Annotated in this window: 15 protein-coding genes; all 15 read left to right on the forward strand. The window is 58.4% G+C overall.

The features are described 5' to 3' along the window. Positions 1–88: 88 nt before the first annotated feature. The 15 genes from BQ5462_RS07510 (at position 89) to BQ5462_RS07580 (ending at position 20,157) form a co-directional block, all read left to right on the forward strand. Positions 89–1,168 carry a glycerol dehydrogenase gene (locus tag BQ5462_RS07510; protein ID WP_071142738.1) on the forward strand — a complete coding sequence of 360 codons (1,080 nt, stop codon included), beginning with the start codon at positions 89–91 and terminating at the stop codon, positions 1,166–1,168. Between the two features lie 157 nt (positions 1,169–1,325). Continuing rightward, positions 1,326–2,675, forward strand: coding sequence for an MATE family efflux transporter (locus tag BQ5462_RS07515; protein WP_071142739.1), 1,350 nt, complete (start codon positions 1,326–1,328; stop codon positions 2,673–2,675). Positions 2,676–2,819: 144 nt separating this feature from the next. Then, entirely contained in the window at positions 2,820–3,971 is a 1,152-nt protein-coding gene (locus BQ5462_RS07520; RefSeq protein WP_071142740.1) for a glucose-1-phosphate adenylyltransferase, read from the forward strand. Positions 3,972–3,973: 2 nt separating this feature from the next. Next, the gene (gene glgD / locus BQ5462_RS07525) at positions 3,974–5,080 is read left to right on the forward strand and encodes a glucose-1-phosphate adenylyltransferase subunit GlgD (RefSeq protein ID WP_205407942.1); all 1,107 of its coding nucleotides are present in this window, start codon (positions 3,974–3,976) and stop codon (positions 5,078–5,080) included. A 24-nt stretch (positions 5,081–5,104) separates the two neighbouring features. Next, positions 5,105–7,540, forward strand: coding sequence for a glycogen/starch/alpha-glucan phosphorylase (locus tag BQ5462_RS07530; protein WP_071142741.1), 2,436 nt, complete (start codon positions 5,105–5,107; stop codon positions 7,538–7,540). Positions 7,541–7,566: 26 nt separating this feature from the next. Further along, positions 7,567–9,537 (forward strand): 1,4-alpha-glucan branching protein GlgB, encoded by a 1,971-nt coding sequence (gene glgB, locus BQ5462_RS07535; protein ID WP_083378108.1) that lies wholly within the window; start codon positions 7,567–7,569, stop codon positions 9,535–9,537. A gap of 88 nt (positions 9,538–9,625) precedes the next feature. Further along, complete coding sequence (gene glgA, locus BQ5462_RS07540) at positions 9,626–11,059, forward strand: glycogen synthase GlgA (RefSeq protein WP_071143345.1); 1,434 nt, start codon at positions 9,626–9,628, stop codon at positions 11,057–11,059. A gap of 43 nt (positions 11,060–11,102) precedes the next feature. Then, on the forward strand, positions 11,103–14,501 hold the full coding sequence (gene malQ, locus BQ5462_RS07545) for a 4-alpha-glucanotransferase (RefSeq protein WP_071142742.1): 3,399 nt from the start codon (positions 11,103–11,105) through the stop codon (positions 14,499–14,501). 3 nt (positions 14,502–14,504) lie between these two features. Continuing rightward, positions 14,505–16,154, forward strand: a complete 1,650-nt coding sequence (locus BQ5462_RS07550; RefSeq protein WP_071142743.1) for an ATP-dependent nuclease — start codon at positions 14,505–14,507, stop codon at positions 16,152–16,154. A 125-nt stretch (positions 16,155–16,279) separates the two neighbouring features. Further along, the gene (locus BQ5462_RS07555) at positions 16,280–16,708 is read left to right on the forward strand and encodes an FKBP-type peptidyl-prolyl cis-trans isomerase (protein WP_071142744.1); all 429 of its coding nucleotides are present in this window, start codon (positions 16,280–16,282) and stop codon (positions 16,706–16,708) included. Positions 16,709–16,861: 153 nt separating this feature from the next. Next, positions 16,862–17,749 carry a DMT family transporter gene (locus BQ5462_RS07560; RefSeq protein WP_083378109.1) on the forward strand — a complete coding sequence of 296 codons (888 nt, stop codon included), beginning with the start codon at positions 16,862–16,864 and terminating at the stop codon, positions 17,747–17,749. A 13-nt stretch (positions 17,750–17,762) separates the two neighbouring features. Further along, positions 17,763–18,266, forward strand: a complete 504-nt coding sequence (locus BQ5462_RS07565; RefSeq protein ID WP_071142746.1) for a hypothetical protein — start codon at positions 17,763–17,765, stop codon at positions 18,264–18,266. A 15-nt stretch (positions 18,267–18,281) separates the two neighbouring features. Next, positions 18,282–18,935: a flavodoxin family protein gene (locus BQ5462_RS07570; protein WP_071142747.1), complete on the forward strand. Its 654-nt coding sequence runs from the start codon at positions 18,282–18,284 to the stop codon at positions 18,933–18,935. Positions 18,936–19,177: 242 nt separating this feature from the next. Beyond that, complete coding sequence (locus BQ5462_RS07575; RefSeq protein ID WP_205407943.1) at positions 19,178–19,660, forward strand: alpha/beta hydrolase; 483 nt, start codon at positions 19,178–19,180, stop codon at positions 19,658–19,660. A gap of 35 nt (positions 19,661–19,695) precedes the next feature. Continuing rightward, positions 19,696–20,157 (forward strand): cyclophilin-like fold protein, encoded by a 462-nt coding sequence (locus BQ5462_RS07580; protein ID WP_143038034.1) that lies wholly within the window; start codon positions 19,696–19,698, stop codon positions 20,155–20,157.

Below are 20,157 nucleotides of genomic sequence, written 5' to 3' on the forward strand. Positions count from 1 at the left end.
TATTGTTAAAATCCTTCAAAATATGGTATACTGATATCAAATAAGAGAACCCGTCAGGAAGACGGGTGGATCCAAGGAGGAGATACGTATGGCAAGACTTCGTTTGATGCGTGCACCGTTAAAGTATGTACAGGGCAAAGGGGCCCTGCTGGAATTCTACAATTACTTCAAGGATCTGGGCAAAAACTGGCTGTTCATCTGCAGCCGCAGCGGCAACCGTACCTGTCACGATCCCCTGGAAAAGGGCTTTGGCGATTCTGATACCCACCGCCATTATGAGGTGTTCGGCGGCATCTCCAGCGTAGGAGAAATCGAGAAGTTCCGGAAAATGGTCCGGGAGGAATCCATCGACGTGGTAGTGGGCGTGGGGGGCGGTTCCGCCATCGACACGGCCAAGGCCACGGCCTACTATGAAGGCAAGCGGGTGGTGATCATCCCCACGGTGGTGGCTACCGATGCTCCCTGTACCGGCCTGTCCGTGATCTACAATGATGACGGTTCCTTCAACACCTATCTGTTCTATCCCAACAACCCGGACGGAGTGCTGGTGGACAGTGACATCATCGCCCATGCTCCGGTGAAATTCCTGGTGGCCGGTATGGGGGACGCCCTGGGGACTTATTTTGAAGCCCGGGCCTGCTACCGCACCGACGCTCCCAGCCTGGAAAACGGCGGCATTACCCGCAGCGCCATGGCCCTGTGCGAACTGTGCTATGAGACCCTGCGCAACTACGGTGCCCAGGCCAAAATGGCCGTGGAAAAACAGGTGGTCACCCCGGCCCTGGATGCCATCATCGAGGCCAATGTGTACCTGTCCGGAGTGGGCGCCGACAACGGCGGCCTGGCCTGCGCCCATTCCTTCTATAACGGCATCACTTCCCTGGGTGGCCACAGTGCGCCCCATGGCAACTGCGTAGCCTTCGGCACCCTGGTGCAGCTGGTGCTGGAAGGGGTGGAAGAGGACGAATTCCGGGATGTGCAGGGCTTCTGCAAAGAAGTGGGTCTGCCCACCACCCTGGCCGAACTGGGGATCACCACCGATGAGCAGATCCGCCAGATCGCCAAAGCCGCCTGCGTACCCGGCGAAAGCATCCACAACATGGTGGCCGACGTGACGGAAGACCAGTTGTACGCCGCCATTGTGCAGGCCGACGCGCTGGGGAAATAAGAAAAGTATTTGTCCTTTCCCCTTCCAGGGGGACACAATATATATTGAACCCGTCCCTTTGGGGATGGGTTCTTTTGATTTTATGTTATAATGAGTATCATAACTCTTGAGTCCGCCTGCCCCGGCGGACAGAATGGTGGGATGCGCTACGGCTGAAATGACAAAAGAACAACAAAAATACAAAAAAATGCTGGAAAGGCCGGTGAAGCCCCTGATCGCTTCCCTGGCCCTGCCTTCCATCGTGAGCATGTTGTGTACCAGTTTTTACAACATGGCCGACACCTATTTCGTCAGCAAACTGGACACCGCTTCTACAGCGGCGGTGGGGGTGGCCTTTTCCACCATGGCGATCCTCCATGCCATCGCCTTTTTCTTCGGCATGGGGTCCGGCAACAGTATGAGCCGTCTCCTGGGGGCCAAAAGGCGTCCGGAGGCAGAAGTGATGGCCTCCACGGCCTTTTTCTATGCCTTTGTCTGCGGGATCCTCATCGCGTTTCTGGGCAATCTGTTTGCGCCCCAGCTGGCCGTGCTCATCGGTTCCACGCCCACCATCCTGCCCTATGCCATCCAATATATGGGCATCGTCCTCATGGGGGCCCCCTGGATGATAACCAGCCTGGTCATGAACAACCACCTGCGTTTCCAGGGCAGTGCCGCTTTCGGCATGGTAGGCATCACCATCGGAGGCTTCCTGAATATGTTTCTGGATCCGCTGTTCATTTTTCAATTCCACATGGGCGTGGCCGGGGCAGCTCTGGCCACCATCCTGAGCCAGGGAGTCAGCTTCTGTATCCTGTTTGCCATGACGAGGCGGGGAGGGAACATCCCCATCCGGCTGGGGAACATCCATCCCTCCCGGGCCATCTGGAAGGAAATCGTGGCCGGCGGGGCGCCTTCCCTGGTACGGCAGGGCACCCAGAGCCTTTCCACCATCTTCCTGAACGTGTCCGCCGGGGCTTTCGGCGATGCAGCCATTGCGGCCATGAGCATCGTCACCCGGCTCAGCTTCTTTGCAGCTTCGGTGATCATCGGCTTCGGCCAGGGGTTCCAGCCCGTATGCGGGTTCAGCTACGGGGCTCGGAAATTTGGCCGGCTGCGGGAAGGGTTCTGGTTCGCCGTCAAGGCGGGGACGGTGTTTTCCCTGCTGGCTGCCCTGGTGGCCATTTCCTTCGCCACCCCCATCCTGGAACAGTTCCGGGATGATCCTCTGGTCATCGCCATCGGCACCCGGACCCTGCGCTGCCAGGCCTATACCTTCGTGCTGGTGCCTCTCACCATTTTGACCAACATGTGCCTGCAGACCACCCGCCGCACAGCCGGTGCCATGGTAGTGGCCGCCGGACGGAGCGGGCTGTTCCTGGTGCCGGCCCTTCTGGTACTGCCGGCGCTCTGGGGGCTGGACGGCCTGGTATGGTGCCAGAGCGTATCCGATGTCTGCGCCTTCACACTGGCTGCCCTGCTGATCCGGAAGTTTCTCCGGACCATCCCGGCAAAGGACCAGGGGTAAGGTTTTCCCGGTTGGCTTTCTGTGCATACAGTTGTATAATTATTGCTATAATGTGTTTTCTTGAAAAATCCATCCAGCAGGAACTGCTGCACGATATTCCTCATTGGGCGCCGTCCTGTCTGCACAATCAAAGGAGGAAGTGACATGAGAAAATCCAATTGCCTGGCAATGATCCTGGCCGGTGGCAAGGGCAGTCGCCTGGGCGTATTGACCAAGGACCTGGCCAAGCCGGGCCTGCTGTTCGGCGGTAAATACCGCATCATTGATTTTCCGTTAAGCAATTGCCGGAATTCCGGTATCTCCACCGTAGGCATCCTGACCCAGTACCAGCCCCTGGAACTGAACTGGTACATCGGCAACGGCAGTTCCTGGAACCTGGATTCGGACGTGGGCGGCACCTTCGTACTGCCTCCCTACCAGAGTGACGGGGGCAGCAACTGGTACCGGGGCACCGCGGACGCCATTTACCAGAACCTGAATTTCGTGGATATGGTGGGGGACGATTATGTCCTGATCCTGTCCGGGGACCACATCTATTCCATGGACTATGCCAAAATGCTGAATTTCCACAAAAAGCACGGGGCCCAGGTAACCATCGGCACCATCCGGGTACCCTGGAACGAAGCCAGCCGCTTCGGCATCATGGTGGCCGACGGCCAGATGAAGATCACCAAATTCCAGGAGAAGCCGGCCAAACCGGAAAGCAACCTGGCTTCCATGGGCATTTACATCTTCAACCGGAGCATCCTGGAACAATACCTGAAGGCCGATGCCGCCGACGAACACAGCGACCACGATTTCGGCAAGAACGTGATCCCCGCCATGCTCCACGATCAGCTGGCCCTGTATGCGTACCCGTTCGAAGGGTACTGGAAGGACGTGGGCACCATCGACAGCCTGTGGCAGGCCAATATGGACCTGCTGGCCGACGAACCGCCCATGGACCTGCGCAACAAAGACTGGCGCATCTATTCCGGCAACCTGAATTTCCCGCCTCATTTCATCGGTCCCAAGGGGTCCGCCAAGAGCTCTCTCATTGCGGAAGGGTCCGAAGTGCTGGGCACCGTGACCAACTCCGTCATCTTCTATGACGTGGTCATCCAGGAGGGGGCCCGGGTGACCAACTCCGTAATCATGCCCGGTACCGTGGTGGAAAAGAATGCCGTGGTGGAGAAAGCCATCCTGGGCGAACACTGCGTGGTGGAAGCCGGAGCCACTTTCCGCAACAGCGACGGCAGCGTGGCCGTACTGGGCCGTGGCGGACGATGCAGCAAAGCAGCCAAGGAGGGGAAATAACCATGACCAGAGAAATGATCGGACTCATCAATATGCGCAATGCCCTGCCTCTGAAGGAAATCAACGAAAGCCGGCCGGTGACCAGCATCCCCATCGGGGGCAAATACCGGCTCATCGACTTCACCCTGAGCAACATGGTGAATTCCGGCATCACCACTGTGGGGCTGCTGCTGCCCCACCAGTCCCGTTCCATCCTGGACCATATCCGTTCCGGCAAGGAATGGGGCCTGGCCCACAAAGGCGACGGCCTGTTCTACCTGCCCGAGGAAAACGGCAAGGAAAGCGAAGGGGACATCGATACCTATTATAAGAACCTGCTGTTCGTGAAACGGGGCAAGAGCAAATACCTGCTCCTCAGTTCCGGCAACATGGTGATCAACATCGATTACGAGGAAGCCCTCCATTTCCACCGGAAACACAATGCGGACGTGACCCTGATCTACCAGAAGGTCCCGGCTGATTGTCCGGAGGAAGGCTATACCCTGACCTTCAGCGACAAGGACCGGGTCCTGGAACTGAACAAACCGGCCACCCTTTCCGAAGGGGACAACAAGTTCCTGGGCTGCATCCTGATCGATTGTGAAATATTCCAGGATTCCATTGAAAAATCCTATGCAGAAGGCTATCATCATTTCATCGGAGACGTACTGGCCACAAGCCTGAAGCGGCTGCGGGTGTTCGGGTATGAGTTCAAGGGCTATGCCAAAAGGGTGGGCAGCGTGGAAAGCTATTTCCAGGTGAACATGGACCTGCTGGATCCCAGGACCTGGCGGGAACTGCTGAACCCCAATCCCCAGCACCGGATCTACACCAAGATCAACGATGAGGCCCCGGCCAAATACATGGAAGAAGCCAAAGCCTCCAACTGTCTGATCGCTAACGGCTGCATCATCGAAGGCACGGTGGAGAATTCCATTTTCTTCCGCCGGGTAAAGGTGGGCAGGAACGCCGTGGTGAAAAACAGCATCATCATGCAGTATACGGAAATCGGTGATGATGCCCGTCTGGACCATGTGATCTGCGACAAGAACACGGTGATCCAGCCGGAAGCGGCTCTTTCGGGCACGGACGAACAGCCCCTGTGCATCGGCAAGAAGGCCGTACTGTAAGAAAGGAACGAGTAGGACAGGCCTATGAAAAAGTGGCAGGATAAAGAGGAATTCAAGGCGCTATTTACCGAAAAGGCCCATATCCTGTGGGAAAAAGAGATCCAGGACATGAACCGGAATGAAGTGTACCAGACCCTGGCCTTCATGATCCGGGACCTGATCAGCGATGACTGGGTGGCCACCAACCGCCGGTATGACCAGGAAAAAGCCAAACAGGTGTACTATTTTTCCATTGAATTCCTGATCGGACGGCTGCTGGACTCCAACCTGATCGGGCTGGATATGGAGGCGCTGTGCCGGGAAGGGCTGGCTGACCTGGGCTGGGACCTGGACCAGGTGATCCCTGCAGAACGGGACCCGGGACTGGGTAACGGCGGCCTGGGACGGCTGGCAGCCGGCTTCATCGATTCTCTGGCCGCACTGCAGCTGCCCGGCCACGGCAACAGCATCCGCTACCAGTACGGCCTGTTCAAACAGAAGATCATCGACGAACAGCAGGTGGAGCTGCCTGACAACTGGCTGGTGGACGGCTACCCCTGGGAAGTGAAGAAGGTGGACAAGGCCGTGTACGTGCGGTTCGGAGGAAATGCCTATATGCGTCCGGACGGCCACGGCGGCCTGGAATGTGTCCATGAAAAATATGACACCGTACGGGCCGTGCCCTACGACGTGCCCATCATCGGCTACCACAACGACACGGTGAACACCCTGCGGCTGTGGCGGGCCGAATATTCCCGGGAGGAAGTGTACCGGGAACTGACCATCGGCGACCGGCACCGGGCCTTCCGCTACAAGGACAATGTGCAGCAGATCTCCCGGTTTTTATACCCGGATGACAGCACGGAGGAAGGCCGCCGGCTGCGGCTCATGCAGGAATACTTCTTCGTGAGCGCTGGCATCCAGAGCATTGTCCGCCATTACAAGAAAAAATATAAAAAGAGCCTGTACGATTTCCATAAATACGTGGCCATCCACATCAACGATACCCATCCGGCCCTGGCCATCCCCGAGCTCATGCGCATCCTCATGGATGACGAGGGGCTGAGCTGGGATGCGGCCTGGGAAGTGACCACGAAGACCATGGCCTACACGAACCACACCATTTTGCCGGAAGCCATGGAAAAATGGGATATCCCCTTGTTCAAGAGCCTGCTGCCCCGGATCTACCTGATCATCGACGAGATCAACCGCCGGTGGCTGGAAGAGGTGCGGGAAGTATTCCCCGGCGACGAGGAAAAGGCCAGGGGCGTGGCCGTGCTGTGGGGCGGACAGGTCCACATGGCCCATCTGGCCGTGCTGGGCAGCCACAGCGTGAACGGGGTGGCGGAAATCCATTCCCAGATCCTGAAGGATTCCACCCTGCACCCGTTCTACACCTGTTTCCCCCAGCGGTTCTCCAACAAGACCAACGGCATCACCCATCGTCGCTGGCTGATCCAGTCCAACCCCCAGCTGTCCGCCCTGCTGGATGACTGCATCGGGGACGGCTGGCGGCAGGACCCGTCCAGGCTCATCGAATTCGAGCCCTACGCCACGGATCCTGAAGTCCAGGAGCGCCTGGGCCGCATCAAGCGGGCCCGGAAGGAAGTATTGGCCCGGTACATCGAAAAGACCACCGGCACTACCGTGGACCTGGATTCCATCTTCGATGCCCAGGTAAAGCGCATCCATCTGTACAAGCGCCAGACCCTGAACATCCTCCACGTGCTGTACCAGTACCTGCAGCTGCGGGACCACCCGGAAAAGACCATCATCCCCCATACCTACCTGTTCGCCGGCAAGGCGGCAGCCAGCTACGGGGAAGCCAAGGAGACCATCCGGCTCATCAATGTGGTAGCCAACCTGGTGAACAGCGACCCCCGGGTGAGCAAGCTCATGAAAGTGGTGTTCCTGGAGAACTATGACGTGTCCCTGGCCCAGCTGATCATGCCGGCCACGGATGTGAGCGAGCAGATCTCCACTGCCGGCAAGGAAGCCTCCGGTACGGGCAACATGAAGTTCATGATGAACGGGGCCATCACCCTGGGCACCCTGGACGGGGCCAACGTGGAGATCCACCGGGAGGTGGGGGACGACAACTGTGTGATCTTCGGCCTGCGAGCCGAGGAAGTGATGGCTTACTACCACAACGGCAACTATTCCTCCTGGTCCATGTACACCGGCGACCCGGACATCCACCGTCTGATGGACGACCTGGTGAACCTGAAGCTGGGAGGCGAGCATTTCGGCATGCTGTACGATTCCTTCCTGGACCGGAACGACGAATACTTTGTGCTGAAGGATTTCAAGCCCTACTGTGCTGCCCAGGAAGAGATCGAACAGCGGTATAAGGACCAGAAGGGCTGGCGGAAGAGCAGTGCCATCAACATTGCTCATTCCGGCTATTTCTCCACCGACCGGACCATCCGCCAGTACGCGGAGGACATCTGGCACATCAAACCGGTGGGACCGAAAAAATAACGATTGGAAACAGGGAGGCATGGACCATGAAGCGCAGCGCCATCGATGAATACAGTACGTTCCTGTACCATCAGGGAACGAATTATGAAAGCTATCGCCTGTTCGGGGCCCATTTCACCGTGTACAAACGGAAACCCTGTGTGCGCTTTGCCTTATGGGCACCTCATGCGCAGAAAGTCAGTGTAGTGGGGGATTTCAACAGCTGGGATCCGGCCGCAAGTCCCATGGAAAAAAGTCCCCTGGGAAACGGGGTATGGGTGGCCTACATCCCGGGCCTCAAGGAAGGGGATCTGTACAAATACGCCATCACCACGGCCAGCGGGGAGGAGATCCTGAAAAGCGATCCCTACGCCTTCTGGTCGGAGGTGCGGCCCAACACGGCCAGCCGGCTGACGAAGCTCACGTACCGGTGGCACGACCAGAAATGGCAGAAACAGCGGCCCCAGTACGATTCCTACCATAACCCCATGCTCACCTACGAAGTCCATCTGGGCTCCTGGCGCCGGGGCGAGGAAGGGCGGCTCCTGACCTACCGGGAAATCGCTCCCCGGCTGGTGGAATATGTCAAGGAGATGCACTATACCCACATCGAGCTGATGCCCCTGTGCGAGTATCCCTTCGACGGCTCCTGGGGTTACCAGGCCACCGGGTATTTTTCCGCCACCAGCCGCTACGGCAAACCGGAAGATTTCATGTACCTGGTGGACCAGTGCCACAAAAACGGTATCGGCGTGATCCTGGACTGGGTACCCGGCCACTACTGCCGGGATGCCCACGGGCTGCGGCTCTTCGACGGGGAACCCTGCTACGAATCAGGCAACCCCAGCCTGGCCGAGAACAAAGAGTGGGACACCATGAACTTCGACTACGGCCGCACGGAGGTGCAGTCGTTCCTGATCTCCAGCGCCCTGTTCTGGCTGAAGGAATTCCACCTGGACGGGCTGCGGATCGACGCCGTGGCCAACATGCTGTACCTGGATTACGGCAAAAAGCCCGGGGAATGGACCCCCAACAGGAACGGCGGCCATGAGAACCTGGAAGCCGTGGCCTTTTTGCAGAAGCTGAACACCGCCGTGTTCGAAGAAGTACCCCAGGCGCTCATGATTGCCGAAGAATCCACGGCCTGGCCCATGGTGACCCGTCCGGTGAAGGACGGCGGCCTGGGCTTCAACTACAAATGGAACATGGGCTGGATGAACGACATGCTGGAATACATGAGCATGGATCCCCTGTTCCGGAAAGACCACCAGAATCTGATTACCTTCTCGTTGTGCTACGCCTTCTCGGAGAACTTCATCCTGCCCCTTTCCCATGACGAAATGGTCCATGGGAAGAAATCCCTGCTGGACAAGATGCCGGGGGACTACTGGCAGAAGTTCGCCGGCCTGCGGGCTTTCTACGGCTACTGGATGACCCACCCGGGCAAGAAGCTCCTGTTCATGGGGGCCGATTTCGGCCAGTTCATCGAATGGAAGTATGACGACAGCCTGGACTGGCACCTGCTGGACTATCCCATGCATGCGGCCATGCACAAATATCTGCAGACCCTGAACGGATACTACGGAGCCCACCGGGAACTGTGGGAGGAAGACTACGACTGGAAGGGCTTCCAGTGGATCAGCTGTGACGACTGCGATAACAGCGTCATTGCCTTCTGCCGGCTGGCCGGAGACGAAAAAGCCATGACCCTGGTGGTGTGCAACTTCACCCCTGTGGTCCGTCATCACTACCGGATCGGAGCCCCCCGGCCCGGTGTATATCAGGAAGTATTGAACAGCGACGCCACGGAGTTCGGAGGTTCAGGCATCCTGAATGCGGGGGATCTCACCACCGAAGCGATCCCCATGCACGGACGTTCCCAATCCCTGGAACTGACCCTGCCGCCGCTGGGTACCATTTATTTGCAACTGGTAAAGGAAGGTGATTCCCATGAGAACCCTGAAGACAAAAAAGACCCGCGTTCGGCGGAAGCTGGTGAAGCGGGAAGTGGCCATTGAGACCAAGGAAGGACTGATCCCCGAAGGGGAGAAAGTGGAAGCTCCTGAGACGGGAGCCAAAGCCGCAGAAGCCCCGAAAAAGGCACCGCTGAAGGTCCTGTTCGTGGCTTCCGAAGCCGTGCCCTTCATCAAGACCGGCGGCCTGGCCGACGTAATGGGAGCCCTGCCCCGTTCTCTGGCGGCCAAAGGCCTGGACGTACGGCTGGTCATCCCCAAATACAGCCGGATCGGCCAGGAATGGAAGAACAAGATGCAGGAAGTGGTGCGGGGACAGGTGAACCTGGCCTGGCGCCAGCAGTACTATGGCGTGGAAGAAGTGCAGCTGGACGGGGTGACCTGTTACTTCATCGACAACGAATACTATTTCAAGCGGGACAAGCTGTACGGCTATGGTGATGACGCCGAACGGTTCGCCTATTTCTGCCGGGCCGTATTGACCATGCTGCCCAAAGTGGGCTTCCATCCCGATGTGCTCCACTGCAACGACTGGCACACGGGCCTGATGGGGGTGTACCTGAAGGAAGACTTCCAGCATGATCCCTGGTACCAGGGCATCAAAGTGGTATACACCATCCACAACCTGAAATACCAGGGCATTTATGACCGGAGCATCATGAGCGACATCATCGGCCTGCCCCAGGAACTGTTCGACAACGGCAACCTGGAATGCAACGGCTGCGTGAACTATATGAAGTCCGGTCTGGTCTATGCGGACCAGATCACCACCGTGAGCCCCACCTATGCCAAAGAGATCACCTATCCCTACTTCGGAGAAGGGCTGGACGGGTACATCCGGGATCACCAGGACAAGGTGACGGGCATCATCAACGGCCTGGACACCCGGGCCTATGACCCGGCCACAGACCCCTTCCTGAAGGCACGGTACACCGTGGAGAACGTGCGGGCGGCCAAGCGGGTGGACAAGGATGCCCTGCGGCAGCAGCTGGGCCTGCGGATCAAACGGGGCGTCCCCATGCTGGCCATGGTGACCCGGCTGACCGAAAGCAAGGGCCTGGATCTGGTGACCCGGATCATGGACGAACTGCTGGAGGAAGATGTACAGCTGGTAGTGGTGGGCACCGGCGACAAAGAATACGAGGACTATTTCCGGGGCCTGGCCCAGCGCCATCCCACCAAATGCTCGGCCCATCTGTGCTTCAATGAAGCCCTGGCCCACCAGGTGTATGCAGCGGCGGACATATTCCTCATGCCCTCCCGGTACGAGCCCTGTGGCCTGAGCCAGCTGATTGCCCTGCGCTACGGCACCATCCCGGTGGTCCGGGAAACCGGCGGCCTGAAAGACACGGTACAGCCCTACGACAAATACACGAAGCAGGGCAACGGGTTCACCTTTGCCGATTACAACGCCCATGAACTGCTGTTCACCACCAAGCGGGCCATGGGCTGCTACGAAGATGCGGCCCAGTGGGACTCTTTGATCCACAATGCCATGACCAGCGACTTCGGCTGGGACCGTTCGGCAGAGGCGTACCTGGCGCTGTATCAGAAAGTGACGGAGTGACCTCCCGCCGGACACAATCCATCGTATGTAAAAGGAGAACCCTATGACGGTACAGGTTTGGCATGATTCCCACAATCCCTATGACAGGTTTCCTTTCGGAGCTGCCCCTGCGGGCAGCTCTGTTTTCCTGCGTCTGGAAACCGACGGTCAGGACCTGGAGGGCCTGACCGTGACCCTGCGGGTGTGGCAGAACGGGGCAGGGGAGACCATAACCCCCATGGTCCGGGAAGGCAATACCTTTACAGGGGTCCTGGCTTTGCCCCGGACCGGCTGCCTGCTCTGGTACTACTTCATCCTGGAGCAGCAGGGCCGGCGCTGGTACTACGGCAACAACGCCGGTCAGCTGGGAGGCCGGGGCCAGCAGTGGGCAAAGGAGCCTGCCAGCTACCAGATCACGGTCTTTGAAAAAGAGATCCACACCCCGGACTGGTTCAAAGAGGCCATTGTCTACCAGATTTTTCCCGACCGGTTCCGCCGGGGCCGCAACACCACTGCCACCCTGACCGGAAAGACCGGCGCCGTGCTCCACAGCGACTGGAATGACAGACCGGCCTACTGGAAGGATCCGGCCACCGGGGACATTCTGTACTACGACTTCTTCGGGGGCAACCTGGCCGGCATCCGGGAAAAGTTCGACTACCTGAAGAGCCTGGGGGTGACGGCCCTGTACCTGAACCCGGTATTCGAGGCCGTGAGCAACCACCGGTACGACACCGGCGATTATCATAAGATCGACCCGTTCCTGGGCACCAACGAGGAATTCACCCGGTTCTGCAAAGCCGCCGGAGAGGCCGGCCTGCAGGTGATCCTGGACGGGGTATTCAGCCATACCGGGGCCGACAGCCGGTACTTCAACAAATTCGGCCACTACCCGGAAACGGGGGCATACCAGTCCCCACAGTCCCCCTACTATTCCTGGTACCGGTTCAGCCACTACCCGGACGACTACGAAGCCTGGTGGGGGGTGAAGGATCTGCCCAATGTGGATGAGATGAACCCCAGCTACCTGAATTTCATCATCCGGGAGCCCCACAGCGTATTGAAGGAATGGCTGAAAATGGGCATCAGCGGCTGGCGGCTGGATGTGATCGACGAACTGCCGGAACCCTTCCTGCAGCTGTTCTACCGCACCCTGAAAAAGGAAAACCCCGACGCCGTGCTCATCGGGGAAGTGTGGGAAGATGCCTCCAACAAGGTCAGCTACGGGCAGCAGCGCCAGTACCTGTGCGGCCGGGACATGGACAGTGCCATGAACTACGCCCAGCGGGCCCTGCAGCTGGATTACGTACTGGGAAAGCAACCGGCGGAAGCCATGGCGATGGGGCTGCAGAAGCTTTGGGAGAACTATCCCCTGGAGCACACCTATGCCATGCTGAACCTGATCGGGAGCCATGACGTGGAGCGGGTGCTGACCCTGCTCACCGACGGAGGCGCCGCCGGCAGCCGGGACGCAGCAGAGGCCGGCAAGGCCCGTCTGCACCTGCTGCTCACCTGGCAGTTCACCCAGCCCGGGGCTCCCTGCATCTACTATGGGGACGAAGTGGGCGTCACCGGCCGAAAGGACCCGGACAACCGGCGCACCTATCCCTGGGGCCGGGAGGACCGGGAAATCCTGGGCTGGGTGCGGAAGCTGGCTGAACTGCGGCAAAGCCACGCTGCCCTGCGCACCGGCCGTTTCCTGCCGGTATATGCCAGCGGGGATGGGTTTGCCTTTGTGCGCAGCATCGAAGGGGGTCGGGATGTGTTCGGCCACAAAGCAGAGGACGGGGCCTTTCTGGTGGCCCTGAACCGGAACGGCACCCAGTCTGCCACACTGACTATTCATTCCGACGGCCTTCTGGCCGGAACATGGCACTGTGTAGCCGGAGAACTGGAGGCGCCCCTCCGGAATTCCGATGGAGACATGACTCTGACCCTGCCGCCCCTGGGTGCCGCCGTGCTGCAAAAGGCAGAACCGACTTGCAAACAGGCCGGTGTGCTGCTCCACATTACCTCTCTGCCCTCCAATGAAGGGAATGGGGTGCTGGGGAAGGAAGCCTTTGCCTTCCTGGATTTCCTGCACCGGGCCGGCCAGAAAGTGTGGCAGATCCTGCCTCTGACCCCGCCTCTTGTGGGGGATTCACCTTACCTGGCGGATTCTGCCTTTGCGGGCAACCCGGACCTGATTTCCCTGGAAGACCTCCACGACCGGGGCTGGCTGTCCGACGCCCTGTGGCAATCCTTCCGGCAGAAGATCGCCGGAAAGACCGACTGGCATACCATCCGCCGGGCCAAAAATAAAATCCTGTGGCAGCTGAGCCACGATCCCCATAACAACATGGACTGGGCTCCCTTTGCCGGCTTCTGCCAGGAAAACAGAGACTGGCTGGAGGATTATGCCCTGTTCAAAGCCATCGGGGCCTTCTTCGGAGGCCGTCCCTGGACCCAGTGGCCTGAGGACGTGCGGACCCACCAGCCCCATGCCCTCAGCTGGTACAAACGGGAACTGCGGGGCACCGTGGATCACATCAAATTTCTCCAGTACCTGTTCCAGGTCCAGTGGCAGGCCCTCCACGAATCTGCCCGGAAAAAGGGCATCACCCTCCTGGGGGATCTGCCCATCTATGTGGCCCACAACAGTGCGGACTGTTGGGCCCACCAGGAGCTGTTCGACCTGCTGCCCAGCGGCCTGCCCCGGGAAGTGGCCGGGGTGCCGCCCGATTACTTCAGCAAGGATGGCCAGTTGTGGGGGAACCCGTTGTACAACTGGCAGGCCATGGCAGAAGACGGCTACGGCTGGTGGCAGGCCCGGCTGGAACGGATGAAGACCCTGGTGGATGCCCTGCGCATCGACCATTTCCGGGCCTTTGCCGCCTACTGGGCCGTTCCTGGCAGTGCCAAAACGGCCAAAGAAGGCACTTGGCGCCCCGGTCCCGGAGAAGCCCTGTTCCGGGCTGTACGAACCGGTCTGGGAGATTTCCCCCTGGTGGCGGAAGACCTGGGCAGCCTGAGCCCGGACGTGTTCCAGCTGCGGGACAGCTTGGATCTGCCCGGCATGAAGATCCTCCAGTTCCACTTGAAGGAACGGAGCGACGTCCACCTGACCTTCGATACCCCGGCCCGGTGCCTGGCCTATACAGGCACCCATGACAACAATACCCTGTGGGGCTGGTTCACGGAAGAGCTTCCCTCCTGGCAACAGAGACAGCTGCTCCAGGAACTGGGGCTGCCTGGGGATGCCTCCCCGGAAACCATCGTGTGGGCCCTGCTGGCCCTGCTTTACAGCCGCCGGGCGGAAACGGTGATCACCCCGGTGCAGGATCTTCTGGCCCTGGGCAGTCAGGCCCGGATGAATGTACCCGGCGTAGCCACCGGCAACTGGCGCTGGCAGCTGCAGGAAGGCCAGCTGACCCCGGCGCTGGCAGAAAAACTGGCCGCCCTGGCCAAAACCTTCGGGAGGTAACGTATGTATATCACCCAAATGCGGATCCAAAATTACCGCAACTTCAAAGACCTTTCCATGACCTTCCATCCCCTGGCCAACTATCTGGTGGGGGAAAACGACATCGGAAAAAGCAGCTTCCTGCGCCTGGTCTCCTTTGTGACCCGAGCCCGGAACGTGGAGGAAATCGAATACGACGATCCCCGTCAGCCCATCCGCATCGACCTGGAGGTCCAGTTGCTGGAAGGAAAAAAGGAACACTTTGCCGATACCCCGGATGATCATCGGCAGACCATCCGGGTGCGGCTGGAAATGCAGGTGTCGGACATCGTACCCCGGCTGTACGACCTGGACACCGGAGAAACGCTGCCTCTGGAGACCATCCGGCGGCTGCGCTACGTAAGCTACTCGGCCCTGAGCCAGGAGGATGCCCAGGTGCGTCCCCAGGTGTACCGGGCCCTGGAACGGTGGCTGGCCCAGTGGGAAGCCAGTCACTGCGGACCCATTCCCCGAGAGGAGCGGCAGTACATCCAGCACGAAGTGAACGTGGGCAATTTCGATTCCTCCTATTATGAATGCATCTTCTACCTGTCCCGGATCCTGTGCCGCAGCAACCGGCACCGGGCCGACAATTTGAAGTTCATTTCCCTGGCGGCCCTGCGGGTGATCACCCAGATCTACCAGATGGCCCACAGCCTGGCGGTGCCCTTGGAGCACAACATCATCGTGGACAAAGACGGCCGGCAGTACCTGCCCCTGATCATCTCCATCGACGAACCGGAGATCCACCTCCATCCCTATATGCAACGGTCCATTCTGGAATACTACCAGCAGCTGCTGCGCAACGAGGATGCCCAGTTCTGCGCGCTCCTGAAGGACCTGTTCGGGCTGGACGGCCTGCGGGGCCAGCTGTTCGTGGTGACCCATTCCACCGACTCCCTGATCGACGACTACCGGAACATCGTCCGCCTGTACCGGAACCCCAGGGGACAGGTCCGGGCTGCCTGCGGCTCCAGCTTCCACGTGAAACGGGAGATCGAAAAGCACCTGATCATGCACTTTCCCGAAGTGAAGGAGGCCCTGTACGCCCGCAGCGTGATCCTGGTGGAAGGGGAGACGGAGTTCGGCTGCTTCCAGCTGTTCGGCCAGAAGGTGGGAGTCCCCTTCGATTACTACGGCATCTGCCTGATCAACGCCCGGGGCGAAAGTTCCATCGCCAAGATCAAGAAGCTGCTGGAATATTTCCAGCTTCCGGTGGTGGCGCTCTATGACGCGGATGTAAAGGAAGCCCACGCCAAAGAAAAGGGCGTATTCTTCACCCAGGGCATCTGCTTCGAGCAGGACCTGGCCCAGACCATGCTCCAGAAGGGCAAGCGGCAGGCACTGGACAGGATCATTGACAGTGCCTGCGGCTCCACCGGACGGACCAGCGCCGACATGATCAAACGGGCCTGCCACAAGCTGCAGCTGGATCCCCGGGATTTTCCCCCCGGCCCCCTGAACAAGGCCAAAACCCATAACGGTGCCCCTCTGTGGGTCCCGTATTTCGCCTGGCTCTACAGCAACAAGGGGGTGATCCTGGGCCGGCTGATCGGACAGAGCCTGGAGCGCCGGGAAGTACCGGCGGCTTTCGCCCGGGTGATCAAAGAAGCAGGACGGCTGGCGACGGTGTAGGGTTTTGTGTCCTTCCCTGAAAGGGAAGGACACAAAAGTCCCTGTCATTTACAATTTCCTGGGATTCATGTACAATAGATATCATCTGAATTTTTTCGGAAAAACTACATGATGGGAGCAAGCTCATGAGCAACGAAAACAAAAAAGTGAAAGTCCATTACGAAGGCACCCTGAATGACGGAACCAAATTCGACTCCTCCTACGATCGGGGAGAGCCCCTGGAATTCGTGGTGGGCGCCGGTATGATGATCAAAGGCTTCGATGACGCTGTCCGGGACATGAAAGTGGGCGAAGTGAAGAACATCCACCTGATGCCTGAAGAAGCCTACGGCATGCCCAACCCCCAGAACATCCTGACCATGGAAATCGCCAAGATGCCCGGTTCTGAAAATCTGGAAGTGGGCCAGCGGGTGGGCCTGGGAACCCCTGACGGCCACCAGATCCCGGTGCGGGTCACGGAAAAGACCGGCACCACCATCACTTTCGATGCCAACCACGAAATGGCCGGCAAGGAACTGAATTTCAAGATCGAACTGGTCTCCGTAGAAGGCTGAAGACAATAAGAATTCGTCCGTAGCCTCCCGGAAGGAACCAGTTCCGCCAGCATCAGCTGGCTTCCTTTGGCTAGTGACTAGAGACTAGTGACTAGTGACGGGGGTGTGAGCCATCACACCCCCTATCTTATTGAGTAATAGAAGGCGTTACATATGCAAAAATCCTGGCAAAGCCCATTGCTTTGCACATTGGTCATCGTCATCTGGGGCAGCCTGTACATCTCCGGCCGCCTGGTGCTGCAGCAGATCCCGGCCCTTCTGGTGCTGTTCATCCGCTATGCGCTCTCTTCCGTCATCCTGCTGGGCGTGGGATACCGTACCCTCCACGGTCACATTGCCATCGCCCGGAAAGACTGGGGCGAGCTGCTTTTTGTCGGGGTGGTGGGATACTACCTTTCCAATGCCGCCCTGTTCCTGGGCATCCAGTATTCCAGCGCCTCTTTCGCCTCCCTGATCAATTCCCTGACCCCGGTGGTGATTTCCGGCCTGGCCATCGCCCTTCTGGGAGAAAAGGTCGCAAAGTTCCAGGGGCTGTCCCTGCTGGTGGCCGTGCTGGGGGCCGGGATCATCATCGGCAAACCCACCGCAGGGGTGACCCCCCTGGGCATGGGCATCTGCGTCTTTGCCCTGTTCTCCTGGGCCTACGCCACCATCCACCTGAAGAAACTCACGGCCATCTATGATCCGCTGCTGGTAACGGGCTACGGCATGGCCATTGCCGCCCTACTGTCCCTGCCCACGGCCTGGGCTTTCGTCCGGCTCACTGGGGACCCGGTGCTCTTTACGGACAGCCTGTGGGCACCCCTTTTGTACACCTGTCTGGTGTGCACGGCTTTTGCACACCTCTTATGGAACGAGCTGCTGCAGAAGCTGCCTGCCACCTACTGTGCGTCGTTCTACCCGCTCCAGCCCCTCACGTCCATGATCTTGGGCGTACTGCTCCTGGGAGAGGAAATGACCCCCAGTCTCCTGATCGGCGCTGCCTGCATCGTGGCCGCCATGGTGCTGAACTCCCTGGCCGCAAAAAAAGCAACTGCCTGAAAGGAATGAAACCATGAATCCCTTATACTTCCTGGAACACCAGTTCCTGCCATCCATCGTCTATCCCGGCCCGGAAGGGCCCCAGATCAGCCCCTTTCTTTTGGGGAACGCCTTTGGATCCTTCTGTACCAGTGTCCTGAAAGACCTGGCAGAAGCAGGGGAGGGAGAGACCCTCACCTGCACCGAAAAGGATTTCACCGCCGAAGGGCTGGAAATCCGCAATGAACATACCGGGGCCCCCCAGTGCTACGTACTCCGCATGCACTTTCCCTTCCAGGAAAGCTGGGCACAGGATACCCTGTGCCCGAGAGCCTATCTGGTCCACGGTCTCCAGGGAGAAGATCCCCGGTACTATACCGTGGAATATGATGCCGGCGCCATGGGCTACCGGCTGTACAGCTGGGATGGAGAGGGAAACCACATCTCCTGCGGCAGCGTGGAAAATGACGAAAGCCAGGAATTGACCCGGATCCTGAAACTGGAAAAAGCCCGGATGCAGGACACGCATTTGAATTGAAAGGAAATCTTCACCATGAAAATCATTGCCCTTAACGGAAGCCCCCGCAGGAACGGAAATACGGCCACCCTGCTGCACAAAGCCCTGGAAGGAGCCGCAGCCGCCGGTGCCGAAACGGAATGCATCGATCTGTACACCCTGAACTATAAGGGGTGCATCAGCTGCTTTTCCTGCAAGCGGAAAGACAAAGAACACGGCCACTGTGCCATCAAGGACGATCTGACCCCGATATTGGAAAAAGTCAGGGAGGCCGACGCTGTTATTTTTGGTTCGCCCATTTACTTCATGAACCTGACTTCCGGCCTGCAGGCATTCCTGGAGCGGTTCTTCTTTCCCCTGACCATCTACAGCCGGGAAATCCCCACCGTGCTGGGGAAGAAAATGCCCTCTGCCTTTATCTATACCATGAATGCCACGGAACAGCAGGGGGAGGAATACCATTTGAAAAACAGCCTGCTGTTCTACGAAATGGCGGCTTCTACGCTCCTGGGCATGATGCCCCGCCGACTTTTTGCCTACAATACGGTGCAGTTCAACGATTACAGCAAGTACGAGTCCTCCATGTTCAACGAAGCCGAGAAAAAAGCCTACCGGCAGGAGCATTGGCCCAAAGATCTGCAACAGGCATATGAGCTGGGACAGGCACTAATCAAAGAAGCAAAAGGCTGACAGCCTGAAAAAAAGGGGTGTGAAAAAATTTTTTCACACCCCAGTTGTTTTTCCTGAAGGGGAACACAAAACCCTCCCCATCAAAAACATCCCTATGATATATTGTTTTGTCCTTGCGTTCTCTCATCATGCCTAAAGAGTATCATAGGTTATTAAAACCAAGTATTTGTAATCATATACCCCTTCCCTTATAATGATTGCATCAAGTAAAACAACTGGGCATGCAGCGATGAGCTGCAACGATGCAACAATTGGCCGAGATGCGCGATGAGGAGGCAAAGACAGGCAAGTCCATTCCCGGCTCGCATGAGCTCGCCGTCGACAAGGATGGCAAGGTGATCTCGACGAAGACCATGTTCCCCGACAAGCTGCCGGCGGATGCATCGGATGTCGTGAAGGGCTTCTACGATTATTACGTCAGCCGCGCTTACCATCCGCGCGCCATCAACTCCAACACGCTGGCCTGGGATTCGACGACGCCGTACGGCTTCTTCAACTTCTCGCTGATGGATCACATTAAGGAACTCAGCCCGCGCCCGCTGCTGCTTATCACAGGGGACAAGGCGCATTCCAAGTACTTCTCGGATGCGGTCTATGCAGCGGCAGATGGTCCGAAGGAGGAGATTGTCGTTCCGGGTGCTACGCATACGGATCTTTACGACCAGATGGACAAGATTCCCTTCGACCGCCTCGTCGCGTTTTTCAACAAGTACCTCGGTGAATGATTGCTGGAAAGACGTACCTGGGAGGAGGATGTTTGATGAGCAGATTGTTCTTTTGCTGTTGTGCTCTGATTGCACTTCTCGTGCTGGGATGTGCCGGCCCCGGAGTGACAGCCACATCCTTGTCCGGGAAGGAGGCAGAGATGCACGAGACAGGAACGGCATCCCTGCTGGCGGGCAGCAAAGCGTATACTCTGAAGTGGGATGACACGGAAGCTGCTGCCGAGCTGCGGCAGCAGTTGCCGCTGGCCAAGACGTTTACAGAACTCCATGGCAACGAGAAATACTACAAACTGCCGCAGCACCTGACAGCGGCGGACGAAGATGTCCGCGAGATCCATAAGGGAGATGTCATGCTGTTTGACGGCCAGTATGTCGTGGTGTTCTATCAGGATTTTCAGACGACCTACCGCTACACGCGCCTGGGTCGCGTCGAAGCAGCCAATGATCTGGACGCTGCTCTGGGGGCAGATGATGTATTCCTGACCTTGCAACCATGA

Source organism: Acidaminococcus timonensis (assembly GCF_900106585.1).
Taxonomy (GTDB): Bacteria; Bacillota; Negativicutes; order Acidaminococcales; family Acidaminococcaceae; genus Acidaminococcus; species Acidaminococcus timonensis.

Bases quoted from the DNA above. Each gene is read 5' to 3' on its own strand.
- BQ5462_RS07510 (WP_071142738.1), top strand. From the start codon at position 89: ATGGCAAGACTTCGTTTGATGCGTGCACCGTTAAAGTATGTACAGGGC.
- BQ5462_RS07515 (WP_071142739.1), top strand. From the start codon at position 1,326: ATGACAAAAGAACAACAAAAATACAAAAAAATGCTGGAAAGGCCGGTG.
- BQ5462_RS07520 (WP_071142740.1), top strand. From the start codon at position 2,820: ATGAGAAAATCCAATTGCCTGGCAATGATCCTGGCCGGTGGCAAGGGC.
- glgD (WP_205407942.1), top strand. From the start codon at position 3,974: ATGACCAGAGAAATGATCGGACTCATCAATATGCGCAATGCCCTGCCT.
- BQ5462_RS07530 (WP_071142741.1), top strand. From the start codon at position 5,105: ATGAAAAAGTGGCAGGATAAAGAGGAATTCAAGGCGCTATTTACCGAA.
- glgB (WP_083378108.1), top strand. From the start codon at position 7,567: ATGAAGCGCAGCGCCATCGATGAATACAGTACGTTCCTGTACCATCAG.
- malQ (WP_071142742.1), top strand. From the start codon at position 11,103: ATGACGGTACAGGTTTGGCATGATTCCCACAATCCCTATGACAGGTTT.
- BQ5462_RS07550 (WP_071142743.1), top strand. From the start codon at position 14,505: ATGTATATCACCCAAATGCGGATCCAAAATTACCGCAACTTCAAAGAC.
- BQ5462_RS07555 (WP_071142744.1), top strand. From the start codon at position 16,280: ATGAGCAACGAAAACAAAAAAGTGAAAGTCCATTACGAAGGCACCCTG.
- BQ5462_RS07560 (WP_083378109.1), top strand. From the start codon at position 16,862: ATGCAAAAATCCTGGCAAAGCCCATTGCTTTGCACATTGGTCATCGTC.
- BQ5462_RS07565 (WP_071142746.1), top strand. From the start codon at position 17,763: ATGAATCCCTTATACTTCCTGGAACACCAGTTCCTGCCATCCATCGTC.
- BQ5462_RS07570 (WP_071142747.1), top strand. From the start codon at position 18,282: ATGAAAATCATTGCCCTTAACGGAAGCCCCCGCAGGAACGGAAATACG.
- BQ5462_RS07575 (WP_205407943.1), top strand. From the start codon at position 19,178: ATGCAACAATTGGCCGAGATGCGCGATGAGGAGGCAAAGACAGGCAAG.
- BQ5462_RS07580 (WP_143038034.1), top strand. From the start codon at position 19,696: ATGAGCAGATTGTTCTTTTGCTGTTGTGCTCTGATTGCACTTCTCGTG.